Source organism: Sulfitobacter geojensis (assembly GCF_000622325.1).
In the GTDB taxonomy this organism is placed as follows: domain Bacteria; phylum Pseudomonadota; class Alphaproteobacteria; order Rhodobacterales; family Rhodobacteraceae; genus Sulfitobacter; species Sulfitobacter geojensis.
Genome location: NZ_JASE01000005.1, coordinates 1 through 12,201, shown reverse-complemented (window position 1 = coordinate 12,201; position 12,201 = coordinate 1). Strand labels below are relative to the sequence as shown.

Annotated in this window: 11 protein-coding genes and 1 pseudogene; 10 read left to right on the top strand and 2 right to left on the bottom strand. The window is 46.9% G+C overall.

From position 1 onward, the window contains the following. The first annotated feature begins 3 nt into the window (after window positions 1-3). Genes Z947_RS0102070 through Z947_RS0102050 form a run of 6 tightly spaced genes read left to right on the top strand, consistent with a single transcriptional unit; the run spans window position 4 to window position 5,869 of the window. Window positions 4-873, top strand: coding sequence for a sulfotransferase family protein (locus Z947_RS0102070; protein ID WP_081781099.1), 870 nt, complete (start codon window positions 4-6; stop codon window positions 871-873). Window positions 874-899: 26 nt separating this feature from the next. Further along, the gene (locus tag Z947_RS0102065; protein WP_025042650.1) at window positions 900-2,174 is read left to right on the top strand and encodes a flippase; all 1,275 of its coding nucleotides are present in this window, start codon (window positions 900-902) and stop codon (window positions 2,172-2,174) included. Between the two features lie 8 nt (window positions 2,175-2,182). Beyond that, the gene (locus Z947_RS21765) at window positions 2,183-2,827 is read left to right on the top strand and encodes an LbetaH domain-containing protein (protein WP_081781098.1); all 645 of its coding nucleotides are present in this window, start codon (window positions 2,183-2,185) and stop codon (window positions 2,825-2,827) included. After that, complete coding sequence (locus tag Z947_RS0102060) at window positions 2,824-3,909, top strand: glycosyltransferase family 4 protein (RefSeq protein WP_025042649.1); 1,086 nt, start codon at window positions 2,824-2,826, stop codon at window positions 3,907-3,909. The genes Z947_RS21765 and Z947_RS0102060 overlap by 4 nt, the downstream gene beginning before the upstream one ends. Window positions 3,910-3,913: 4 nt before the next feature. After that, window positions 3,914-5,257, top strand: a complete 1,344-nt coding sequence (locus Z947_RS0102055) for a hypothetical protein (RefSeq protein ID WP_156026609.1) — start codon at window positions 3,914-3,916, stop codon at window positions 5,255-5,257. Between the two features lie 54 nt (window positions 5,258-5,311). Then, the gene (locus Z947_RS0102050; RefSeq protein WP_025042647.1) at window positions 5,312-5,869 is read left to right on the top strand and encodes a sugar transferase; all 558 of its coding nucleotides are present in this window, start codon (window positions 5,312-5,314) and stop codon (window positions 5,867-5,869) included. On the opposite strand, the gene Z947_RS0102045 is transcribed toward Z947_RS0102050, so the two are convergent. Then, window positions 5,866-6,840, bottom strand: a complete 975-nt coding sequence (locus Z947_RS0102045) for an NAD-dependent epimerase/dehydratase family protein (protein ID WP_156026608.1) — start codon at window positions 6,838-6,840, stop codon at window positions 5,866-5,868. The genes Z947_RS0102050 and Z947_RS0102045 overlap by 4 nt on opposite strands. Between Z947_RS0102045 and Z947_RS0102040 the strand changes: the two genes are divergently transcribed. Then, window positions 6,799-8,025, top strand: a complete 1,227-nt coding sequence (locus Z947_RS0102040; protein ID WP_025042645.1) for a glycosyltransferase family 4 protein — start codon at window positions 6,799-6,801, stop codon at window positions 8,023-8,025. The two genes, Z947_RS0102045 and Z947_RS0102040, sit on opposite strands and share 42 nt — an antisense overlap. Before the next feature lie 194 nt (window positions 8,026-8,219). On the opposite strand, the gene Z947_RS0102035 is transcribed toward Z947_RS0102040, so the two are convergent. After that, window positions 8,220-8,873 (bottom strand): tyrosine-type recombinase/integrase, encoded by a 654-nt coding sequence (locus tag Z947_RS0102035; protein ID WP_025042644.1) that lies wholly within the window; start codon window positions 8,871-8,873, stop codon window positions 8,220-8,222. 101 nt (window positions 8,874-8,974) lie between these two features. Between Z947_RS0102035 and Z947_RS0102030 the strand changes: the two genes are divergently transcribed. From Z947_RS0102030 to Z947_RS21385, 3 genes and pseudogenes are all read left to right on the top strand, one after another. After that, window positions 8,975-9,493, top strand: coding sequence for a hypothetical protein (locus Z947_RS0102030; RefSeq protein ID WP_156026607.1), 519 nt, complete (start codon window positions 8,975-8,977; stop codon window positions 9,491-9,493). A gap of 392 nt (window positions 9,494-9,885) precedes the next feature. Continuing rightward, window positions 9,886-10,176 (top strand): hypothetical protein, encoded by a 291-nt coding sequence (locus Z947_RS0102025; protein WP_025042642.1) that lies wholly within the window; start codon window positions 9,886-9,888, stop codon window positions 10,174-10,176. Then, a pseudogene (locus Z947_RS21385) lies at window positions 10,145-12,201 on the top strand (hypothetical protein); the annotation flags it as partial. The gene Z947_RS0102025 and the pseudogene Z947_RS21385, both read left to right, overlap by 32 nt.

The following is a 12,201-nucleotide window of genomic DNA, read 5'->3' as shown; positions in this document are numbered from 1 at the left end:
AAAATGAGACATCCTAATTTCTTCATCGTTGGTGCACCCAAGTGCGGCACTACAACGTTGCACGCTTGGCTGTCGAAGCATCCAGATGTTTTTATGCCGCACCTCAAAGAACTTCGATTCTATTCGAATGATGATTTTTTTTATGATCAGGGTTATCAAGGATACTTGAACTTACACTTCAAATCTGCCCGAAATGAAAAAGTTGTTGGCGAAGCTACCCCTGCGTATTTCCAAAATTCTGATAAAGTTATCTCTCGGATCAAACAAACAGTTCCCGAACAAAGCGCAATACGTTTTATAGTCTTGCTTCGGCACCCGGTAGAGCGAATGTTTTCGCACTATCTGCATGCTTGCCGTCAAGAAGAAGAAAGAGGTGAATTTCAGTCTGCCGTGTTCAAAGCTAATGGCAACGAACTAAACTCCGAATGCGTCTACGTAAAAGAATCCCGGTACTTAGCTGCAGCTAAGACCTGGAAAGCATCATTTAACAGAGATCAAATTCTATTCCTACGGACAGAAGATATAAATACATTGGACGGCCGTCAAAAAATTGCTTCATTTCTAGGAATCTCAGTGGCACCTTTATTGGCCCAAAGCGGCTTAGCGAACACACAATCGCATACAAGATCACGCATATTGGCTAAACTGATGGCTAAAAATTCAGTTATGAAAACGGCGCTAAAACAGGTTTTGTCGAATACGGTGCGCTATAAATTGCGTGTCGCTTTGACGCGCGCCAATACACTAGCAACATCTAAACGACTGACCTTACCGGATAGTCTTCAACAGAAAATTTCTTTGTATTTTCGTAAAGAGCTTGAAGAGCTTGAAATATTGACCGATCTAGATCTCAAAAACTGGTATAAAGTCTAACACACTGAATAAAAGAAAGCAGACACATGAAAGATGATTTAGCAGGCGCTGCCATAATGCGTCTTCTTTCGGGTGTTGGCGTTATAAAACTAGCTAATGTTGGTTTTGGTTTTGGTGTCTCCGTTCTGTTGGCAAACGCACTGGGGCCAAGGGGAGTGGGAATTTATACGTTCGCTATTTCAGTGGTCTCTATCGCTGGGGTGCTTTCTTTGTTTGGTATGCCGCGTTTACTGATCCGAGAAACCGCTTGGTATGCATCTGAACAAAAATGGAAAGAAGTTCACAGTTTATGGACTTGGTCAGTAAAGACCACATTTATTTTGTCTATAACAGCAATGGGTATCATATACTTTGCACTCTGGTCTTTTGGGAATGTCGCAGCAGAGCGAATTTTCATTATGGTGATAGCAACCATGATTGTACCTTTGTCAGCAGCCCATGCGCTGGTTAGCGGGGCTTTGAGAGGGCTACACCACGTCGCTTACGGCTTGTTTCCCGACCTTGTTCTTAGGCAAGCAATACTCATAATTTTATTGTTGCTCGCTACCAGCTTTTACACCCTCACAGGCGTGATTGCTGTCGGTTTGTATGCGGTATCTTCACTATTTGCGCTCGTTGTTGCAGTATGGATTTTGTGGAACAAAACCCCTACTTCAATACGTCAGGAAAAAACCAATTTTTACGATCCAAATTGGTTTCAAACACTTCTGTCATTCGCGCTTATTGCTGGCATATTACAGATCAATAACTATGCGGATATCATACTGATCGGTATCTTCCGGACTGACGAAGAAGTGGGAATATATCGTATCGCCCAACAGCTTTCTTTGTTGTCTGTTATAGGGCTGCAGATCGTTGGAACTTCTTTTTCACCGCGATACGCTAGGCTTTGGAAAGAGGGTAGTTTTGTACAGCTGAAACGACTAGTGGTTATCGGCGCCTGCGTATCACTGGTTTTGGCTTTGATTCCGATGGTCGTACTGGCCCTAGCTGGAAACCTATTGATCCCCATTGTATTTGGCGAACAGTTTTCGGAAAGCTATTTTCCTATGTTAGTTCTTTTCATCGGAACAGCGGGTTTTGCTGCGGTAGGGCCCGCTAATGTCGTTCTAAATATGATAGGCCAGCAAAGTCTAAATGCAAAACTAACTGCAGTATCCGCAACTGCCAACATCGTTTTGAATATCGTCCTTATTCCCAAATTCGGTATCATAGGTGCCGCAAGTGCAACCGCAACTGCAAGTTTATTTTTGGGAGCCGCTTCTTTGTACGAAGTCACAAAGGCACTTAAACGAAAATAAGGCATTCCATGGAAAAATTACAAAGTGTTCACATTGGTCGTTATAAGCGTAAACTTATTTCGCACATGCTGAAATTTTCATCCATTCGGTTGAATTCGAGCGTCGTACCACGCGGCACAAGATTAAATGCCCCGCTGAGTATTGGTTATCATAACCGTATAAATGGTCCTGCAATTCTTAAGGGACATGCCCCAATTACGTTGGGAAACTATAATGCCCTTGGAGATAATATACGAATAATCAGCTCTAATCATCCACGGACGGTTGCAAACCAACTAGCAATCACATCTCGACTGAGGCTACAAAGACAACACACAAAAATTGCAGGTGTAAGGCTGGAATCAGACATCTGGATTGGTGATAGCACAATAATTCTACCAGGTGTTGTTGTTGGAAACGGTGCAATCATCGGAGCAGGAAGCGTCGTAACACGAAGTGTTGAAGCATTTAGTATTGTTGCAGGTGTTCCAGCACGCAAAGTTGGAAGCCGGTTTTCACAAGAAACTATAACCTTGCTTCAAAACTTGGCCTGGTGGGAGCGACCGGTTTCAGAACTGCAGGATATTAAAGAAGTCTTCTCGTGCGAAACAGAAGAAGATATTTTACTCCATCTCAAAGGAATAACAGAAGCTACTAAGGCGAAAGAACTATGAAAACTATCACCTTCATAGCAAATGCTCCCAGTCCAAACACAACGGAAATATACCGGACACTGAATGCGAGATCAGACTTAGATGTGCATGTAATTTATATTCAGCGCGAAAACCCTAAATGGAAAGACTCCATCAGTACGAAAGGGTACAAAACAACTTTTTTGGCAGCGGGGGCAAGTTATTCTGCAAACATCCGATCGGTATTTTTATCTCTGAAAAGGCAAAATAGCGACTTTGTGATCCTACAGGGATATACTGATGCATATAGACTGATCGCCTTGGTCGGGCTGGCGTTTTTCTCAGCCATACCGTGGTTTTTTTGGGCCGAGCGATTAAAAAAATCGAACGCCGATAGCTGGTTCAAGAATGCAGCAAAAAAGATTGTCATTCAGTGCGTTATGCGCGCCCATAAAATACTACCCGTAGGTAAGGCTGGGTTAGAAAGCTTCCATGATTGGGGCGTACCACGCAGTAGGATGATTTCCATTCCCTACGCACGCGACTTATCAGTATATACGCAAGTGCATCCCAAAACTGATAAAGATGGCATCGGCATCGTGTGTACTGCACGTCTTTTACCTTTGAAGCGCGTTGATATACTGATAGACGCATTTAGGGCGTTGGCAGAAAACAACCAATCTCTAACTTTGCATCTTATTGGAGATGGTCCTTTAAGAGACGCACTAAGAAAAAAAATCCCTGCAGAGATCGAAGCCCAAGTGATTTTCCATGGATATTTAAACCCTAAAGAACAGGTAGACGTGTACAATTTAAGCGACATATTTGTACTGCCAAGTGAGCATGATGGTTGGGGCATGGTAGTATTGGAGGCAATGGCTGCTGGACTGCCCGTAATAACAACTGAAGGGGTAATATCATCATATGAGTTAGTACGGGACACCCGGGCTGGCTATGTTATACCAACAAGTGATGAAGTAAGATTGCGCAAAAACCTAACAACGCTAATCGAAGATAAACAACTGCGTGAAGAAATGGCAAACCGAGCACGGGACACTGCTGGGCAGTATAGTCTAAAAAATGTCGTGGATCAGCTCAATAGCGTTCTAACCGAGATTGAGTAGATCAGTGATCATAAGACGCTCAAAAAATCTAAACTTTGCCGTATCGGTTTTTTTGGTTGCTCTGATTGTTTTTGCGCCATCCATATTGGTTCAAAGTACAGCATCAATAAGAATAAATCTTCTCATGACAATCAGCGGACTATCGATCATAGTCGCAATGAAGACCGCGAGTTCAGCTCTCGTGTTTTTCAACTCGGTTATGTTAGTTCTGTTCATTTTTCCTTTTTATATACAAACATTACTGAATTTCACATTCATAACCACTTTTTCAGGCCATATTATCTACGATATTCACGGCGCAACATTTTTATTGATAAGCTTATTCATAATCTTGTCTAATTTTTCATTCTATTATCTGAATGTGACCTTTGTATTGAAAAAATCTATTCGTTTTCCACAAATACGTCAGACACCTAAAGTGTCTTCAAAATCGGTAGTTTTAGGGTCGTTGGCTACGCTTATTATATTCTTCCTTCTATTTGGACCGCAAGAAATTTTCACAGGCAGAGATCGATATAGACTGGGCGGAATTGACCGTATGGGCAGTGGTGCCACATTTGTAAAGAATGTAATAAAAATAGTTCCATATTGGCTACTGTACATGCACATCTTCTACAAAGCACCGAATGGAATGCGTCCCTCAACAGTAGCACTAATCTCGGCGCTCGCTATTGGTTTGCTGCTGGGAAACCCATACAATACGCAACGCTTTATTTCTCTACTGGGCCCCTTCATTATCTTTCTTGGATATATCCAAATGGGATATTTCAAAACACTCTGGCGAAACTCCTTCTTTCTCGTCTTCAGTATTCTAACACTATTACCAATCACCTCAGCACTCAGAAATGGGACCTTTGATATATCCATCGAGAGACTTGCGAACAGTTTCTTTACTCTCGAATTTTCAGCAATGGCTTTGTTCAATGATCTATTTGAAAGTAAATATGCAGGCTACGAACCGGCTAACAGAGTTATTTCCGCAGTTTTGATACTTGTACCTAGATCTGTCTGGGCGTCAAAGAATGAAGGGACTGGGCCAGCGATTGCAGAACACGCAAATTATGTTTTCAATAATGTTGCTATTGCCCCTATAGCAGACTTTTATCTCGACTATGGCCTAATTGGGGTGTGTAGTTTTGCTATTGTAACGGGATGGGTCATGAAACAATCAAGTAAGGCTCTTGATCAAACAGAAGTTCGAAACACATCAATTTCTAATGCTCTTAGCCTCGTATTTATTGGCTGCTTTCCACTCTTCGTAAGAGGTGATTTTTCTACATTCTTTGTAGCGTTTTATTCTGCGATTTTCGCTTTCCTGATAGCGAAATCCCTAGTACACATTAAGTAACGTGACATAGAAACACTGCATGACATAACTGTTACGTCATCAAGGTATAGCAACATGATAAAGTACTTTTCTGATCGGGTTTTGTCTATCTTCCTCATCCCTGCACTTCTCCTCTGTATCCCAGCCCTGATCGCGATTCGGCTGGAAAGCCCAGGCAACCCGCTGTTCCTTCAGACCCGTGTGGGCAAAAACCAACGGCCCTTCACCCTGGTCAAACTGCGCACCATGGCCGCAGGGACCGCCCATAAGGGGAGCCATGAAGTGTCTGCGGCACAGATCACGCGCATCGGGGCATTTTTGCGCAAAACCAAGATTGATGAATTGCCGCAGATTTGGAATGTTCTGATGGGCGACATGAGCTTTGTTGGTCCCCGGCCCAATTTGCCCAACCAATCCGAATTGATTGCGGAACGCGCCAGACGGGGTGTTTATGACGTGCGCCCCGGCATCACCGGCCCCGCACAATTGACTGGCATAGATATGTCGACCCCAGTGGAATTGGCCACTGCCGATGCCGCCTATATTGCAAATCAAACTTTTTGCGAGGATCTGAAACTGATTTTACAAACCGGTACTGGCGGGGGTCGTGGGGATGCGGTCAAAGGCGCCTAGGCGTCTTCTAAAAACACCAAGCTTTCTGGTATTTGTTCCATTGGCTGCCAACCTAAGATGTCAGATACACTGGGGTGGGGCCGCACGATTAATGGGTCCACAATGCTTTCGATCAAGCTGGCCTTGCCGGTCACACTGCCTAACAGCCGAAGCATAGAAACAGGCGCAGGCAGAATGCGGGCTTTTTTACGCATGGCGGTCGCAAGCGCCTTTGCCAAATCTCGTGTCGAGATGGGTTGGGGGTCACTGGGTTCAAACGCTTGCCCTGCCGCAGTGGCCCAGTCCTCATCTGAAAGCGTGACGAGGTGAGACATCAAATCAACCACATTCCGGCGCGATATATAGCATCGCGGTGCCGTTGCGAACCCGACAGGCAGAGGGGCCGCTTTGTCAACCAAACCTGCAAGTCGGGCAAAGCCACCACCCCCTCCCGGCCCGTATACGGGCGGCAGGCGCAACGCAATCATCTGAAGTTCTGTTGCATCCCAAAACACCTGTTCGGACGCTGCCTTATGGGCCCCATAATCAGAGACAGCCCCATCGAGATACTTTCGGGCATATATACTGCTAGCATAGACCAATTTGCACACACCGGCTTGTGTCATAGCGTCCGCCAAAACCTGCGCTGTGTCAGGTCGGAGTTGCGCATTGCCTTTGTTGCGGTTGGCATCATCTGCCAAATGCAAAACAATATCGACATCAGACAAGGCCGCCGCCATTTGCGCCAGATCGGCATAGTCGACTAGAACGCAGGTGGCAGTTACACGAGTTTGTTCAGAGCGAGACAGCGCAACGACATCATGGGTCTGTGCCAACGCGTCCGTTAAGGCACGGCCGATAAAGCCAAAGGCGCCTGTGATTGCAATCTTGGCCATTACTAAAATTCCCTCTATGGAGGAGCAAACCAGCTTATGGGGCAGCTTCCGAACATGAAAATTACCTTCATCAGCCAGTACTTCTTTCCAGAACAATTTTCAAACACAGATATCACTCGGCACCTGCATGACGCCGCACACCACGATGTCCATGTCATTACCGGTGTACCCAACTACCCCGCTGGAGCTTTCTTTCCAGGCTATTCCAATACCAAAAACCGTGAACAATACTGGAATGGCTTGCACATTTCGCGCAGCTGGACAAAGGCCCGTGGTACCGGTGCCCTCAGCCTTTTGTTGAACTATATAACTTTCCCGATCACAGGGGGATGGACCGCCCTACGCAAAACGAAAGCGCGCCCTGATGTATCACTGGTGTCTATGCCGTCCCCGGTGTCACAGGCATTGGTCAGCATTATCCTGAAGTGGCGCTATGGCACCCCTGCGGTCTATTGGGTGCAAGACATTTGGCCTGAAAGTGCGCTGTATACGCTCAAGATAAAGAACCCGCTGATCGTTAAACCGCTGACTTGGCTCTGTGGTTGGATCTATCGCCGCGCAGATCTGGTTTTAGTGCAAAGCGCCGCCTTCCCCGCCATGATCGAACGCTTTGGGGTGCCCGCGGAAAAAGTCCGCGTCTTCCCCAATACCGCCCCTGACAGCTATCGTCCCCTGCCCCGCGATCCTGATTCGTTCGCTGGAAAACTGATGCCCAAGACAGGGTTCAATTTGGTCTTTGCAGGCAACATTGGAGAAAGTCAGGATTTTGACACCTATATAGAAGCCGCCCATTTGTTGCGCCATCGCGAACATTTAAATTGGGTGATCATTGGATCCGGACGCGATATGGGCCGTGTACAACAGATGCTCGAAAATCGGGGCCTCGCGGACGCATTTTATTTTTTGGGTCGCCATCCCGAAGAAGCTATGCCCGATTTTTTTTCCCATGCCGATGCAATGCTAGTTGGATTGAAAGACAACCCGATATTCAGACTTACAGTGCCTTACAAAGTTCAATGCTACATGGCATGTGGTCGACCCATAATCGCGTCATTGAATGGCGAAGGTAGCCGCATCATTGATGAAGCCCAAGCTGGCATTACTTCGCCAGCACAGGCGGCACGCGAATTGGCACTTAAGATTGAATCTATGATGGATATGTCCGCTGAAAATAGAGCTAAATTTGGCCGCAATGGTCGCGCATATTTTGAGAAAAACTATGAGGCTAAGAAAGTGTACGCCGATCTAGAAAAATGGCTCAAGCTGGCGGCTGCGTCGTAGTTTAGGTCCCCAGTTCTAAAGTCAGTGCGTCGGTAGCAGGTCGTTCCGCTTCAAGACGGATAGAGCACCGAGTGGAGTAGGATAGCGCCGAGAATTTATCACGATTTACCTCTAGAAATTTGAGGTCACGCGCAAAAACTACCTGTATAGGTTCGAACACCTAGAACCAAGTTTGCTGCAGAATAAGCTCCCCTTCAGGCCCAAACGTTGTGTTCTGCCATCTCAAGATAGCGCGACAGGATATTTATCGACTTCCATCCCCCTGCACGCATGATTGCTGCAGCGTCATATCCCGCACAAAGCAAATCTTGCGCCGCGCCCACACGGAGTGAATGGCCGCTAAAATTTTCAATTTCCTTGGCATTCAGACCTGCCTTTTTTGCGGAGGTTTTGATAAGACGTTTGACTGTATCTGCACTCAAACTTCGCTCCACAGCCTTGCCATTGTAAATGGGGCAAAACAGATAGGTGATGTGTGGACCGCGCCAATCCAACCAGTTCTGAATTGCTATAGCGGTTTTGATCGAGGTGAATGCAACGCGGCCTTGCCCAGATGGATCGGCTTTGCTCCTTCGGATCAGCACACTTAAGGTGCCGTCCTCTCTGAGGCTCAGATCTCTGCTGGTCAGGGCAACCAGCTCAGATCTGCGGGTCAGAAGCTCATACCCCAAAGACAACATTGCGCGGTTGCGCAGCCCCCACGGATTATCTGGCTGAACCTCAAGGAATGCGTCGAGGTACTTTCGAGTCAATCCCTTTGCCTGTTTTGGCCGCCCGAATTTTGCCCGCCGGATTCGGCGAAAGGTGATGTTGATGTCTTCATCAAAAGTTGGGTCTGGTAATTTCAAAAGCCGATGTGCCTTGCGGATAGCATAGAGGCGCCGACGCACAGTTGAAGGGGCCCGGCCCGGCGCTTGGCTTTCCAGGAATTGGCAAATATGGGACACGTTTGCTGGAAATGGCAACAAACCTTGCCCAATGCACCATTTTTCAAAGATCTCGATATCTGCTCAATGTGACATCGTGGTACCGGATCATCCTTGATGACCCTGACATAGAGCCGGACCCGCTCGTCATTGACCCCAAGCGTCAAGCGGCACTGAACCTGGCTGAGGCAGAAGCCTGGCGAGATCGGGCAACCCGGGTCGAGCAAGCCCATATTGCCGACATTGCCAACCGTGCGTTGGCGCAAGGGCAGTGGATGCCTCCAGAGAATGGAGAGCTTGACCTAGATGATCCAGAAACGCTGCAGTTGATGATCGAGAATTATAGCGATGACTTCATGAGAGGCGCACTTCGGATTTTTCTGCGGACCAGCCCAAAACGTCCAGTGGCCCAGCGTAATAAGCAAAAGCAATTGACGCGTTACCGCCGCGAGGCTGAGGCGCGACGGAGGAAGGCGCTGAAGATTTGGATTGCTTTAAATTTGAATGTCAAAATTTCCTCAAAGAACTCGAATACAACCTAAAGAATCAATTTTTCTTTAGTTACGGTTTGTATTGAGTAATGCTTATTCGAGGTGAAGTTCCACCTGCCGACGCACCATTCCCCAGCACCCAATTGCATGTCTCTGATCCCGTCTGCCTCAAATGCCCGACAACTTGCTCTTTTCAATGTCATCTCGAGCATTGCTCTCAAAGTGGTAATCCGACTTTGAGGAGACAATCAGAGCAATGGGCCGTGACTATCGCCGTTTCCCTAACAGTGAAGAAGCCCACCATAATCTATTAAACTTCTGTAAATAAGCAATAAATTGAATGACCTTGGAATTTCCAGATTATTTCTCTAGCTCTAAGCCCGAAATGGGCGCACAAGATTTTTAACCATTAATTCGCGAGGATAAACATGCCTAGAATCAACATGTTGGATTCACTTGTCTACTCTCTAGTCGGCGAAGATACAGAGTTATTCCAATTTGACACCACAACTGGTGAGGTCAGTTATCAAAGCTGGTACACGCCATCTTATACTGACGTCTGGGATTTCAACCGCGATAATGTCTATGAAATGTCGGTCATCGGCTTAGATAACAACGGTGTTGAAGTCACCCGTACTGATCTTGAGCTTGTTGTCTCGCAAGCAGGCGCTGTCTGGCAAAATGCAGACGGCAGCGATCCCGTTGACCCGGTTGATCCCGATAGACCCAGTTGATCCTGTCGACCCTGCTGGTTCACTTGTCTACTCTCTGGTTGGCGATGATACAGTGTTGTTCCAAGTGGACGCTGAAACTGGTCAAGTCAGCTATCAGAGCTGGTACACGCCGTCCTATAATGACGTCTGGGATTTTAACCGCGATAATATCTACGAAATGTCGGTCATCGGCACAGATGACAACGGCATTGAAGTCACCCGTAATGATCTTGAGCTTGTTGTCTCACAAACAGGAGCTGTCTGGCAAAATGCAGATGGTGGTGATCCGGTTGATCCAGTCGACCCTGCTGGTTCACTTACCTACTCACTGGTTGGCGATGATACAGTGTTGTTCCAAGTGGACGCTGAAACTGGTCAAGTCAGCTATCAGAGCTGGTACACGCCGTCCTATAATGACGTCTGGGATTTTAACCGCGATAATATCTACGAAATGTCGGTCATCGGCACAGATGACAACGGCATTGAAGTCACCCGTAATGATCTTGAGCTTGTTGTCTCACAAACAGGAGCTGTCTGGCAAAATGCAGATGGTGGTGATCCGGTTGATCCAGTCGACCCTGCTGGTTCACTTGTCTACTCTCTGGTTGGCGATGATACAGTGTTGTTCCAAGTGGACGCTGAAACTGGTCAAGTCAGCTATCAGAGCTGGTACACGCCGTCCTATAATGACGTCTGGGATTTTAACCGCGATAATATCTACGAAATGTCGGTCATCGGCACAGATGACAACGGCATTGAAGTCACCCGTAATGATCTTGAGCTTGTTGTCTCACAAACAGGAGCTGTCTGGCAAAATGCAGATGGTGGTGATCCGGTTGATCCAGTCGACCCTGCTGGTTCACTTGTCTACTCTCTGGTTGGCGATGATACAGTGTTGTTCCAAGTGGACGCTGAAACTGGTCAAGTCAGCTATCAGAGCTGGTACACGCCGTCCTATAATGACGTCTGGGATTTTAACCGCGATAATATCTACGAAATGTCGGTCATCGGCACAGATGACAACGGCATTGAAGTCACCCGTAATGATCTTGAGCTTGTTGTCTCGCAGACAGGTGCTGTCTGGCAAAATGCAGACGGTAGTGATCCCGTAGATCCAGTAGATCCTGTCGGCTCTGCCATTGATGTAGTTAGGCTCGCTACTGATCCAAATGAAACCATCTACGGCATTCGGGACGATACCTCATCACGTGGCGTAGATTTAGACGGGGCTCTGATCACTGCAACCTATGCTGACGGTTCTGTCGAACATCTGACATGGCACGCTCTGGACCCGTACACCAACGGTGGTGCTACTGGTACGGACATCAATATGTTCTATGGCTGGAGCCAGCATGAATTAACTGTGACCAAAAATTTGGCATCGCTTGAAATGGATCTGCAGCCTGCCAGTTCAGTATTCGATACAACTATCACTTTTGATGATGATCCTCTCGGAGGGTCCACGCCAGGTTCCAGTTTTGGCTACACATTTGAATTTCTAGGCGAATCCGCAGAAATGAGCGGGAATGTCACAGCGACCTATTCGGGAATTGTAAATCTAGTTGGGAGCCCAGCCGACGGTGACCTCTATACAACAATGCTTGTTGATTTCTCGGATTTTTCAGGCGGTGGCATCCTTGGTGATGTGATCTGGAACTCTGATATCGACACGATGAGATACGCCGGTGACTTAGTACAGAAAGGTACAGATGCTGCATTGGTGGGCAATGATATGGTAACTGGTACGGTCGCTGAGGACTTTCTGAACGGATCAATTGGACAGGATACGCTCATTGGACTGGCCGGGAATGATATCTTGATCGGCGGTGCTGATGCGGATGAATTCGTATTTGCGGACGGGTCAGGCGATGACTTGATTGTTGATTTCGACATCTCAAGTGGCGATTTGCTGAACATTCATGCCTTCGGATTTGCTGATTTTAATGCTGTATTGGCCGCATCTGCGGACGTTGGCTCTGATGTTGTTATCCAACTGGATTCAGACGACAGCGTAACCCTGGTTGGTGTGAGCACGAGCGACCTGAC

Excerpts from the sequence above, each read along its gene's own strand:
- Z947_RS0102070 (WP_081781099.1), top strand. The coding sequence starts at position 4 with ATGAGACATCCTAATTTCTTCATCGTTGGTGCACCCAAGTGCGGCACT.
- Z947_RS0102065 (WP_025042650.1), top strand. The coding sequence starts at position 900 with ATGAAAGATGATTTAGCAGGCGCTGCCATAATGCGTCTTCTTTCGGGT.
- Z947_RS21765 (WP_081781098.1), top strand. The coding sequence starts at position 2,183 with ATGGAAAAATTACAAAGTGTTCACATTGGTCGTTATAAGCGTAAACTT.
- Z947_RS0102060 (WP_025042649.1), top strand. The coding sequence starts at position 2,824 with ATGAAAACTATCACCTTCATAGCAAATGCTCCCAGTCCAAACACAACG.
- Z947_RS0102050 (WP_025042647.1), top strand. The coding sequence starts at position 5,312 with ATGATAAAGTACTTTTCTGATCGGGTTTTGTCTATCTTCCTCATCCCT.
- Z947_RS0102040 (WP_025042645.1), top strand. The coding sequence starts at position 6,799 with ATGAAAATTACCTTCATCAGCCAGTACTTCTTTCCAGAACAATTTTCA.
- Z947_RS0102025 (WP_025042642.1), top strand. The coding sequence starts at position 9,886 with ATGTTGGATTCACTTGTCTACTCTCTAGTCGGCGAAGATACAGAGTTA.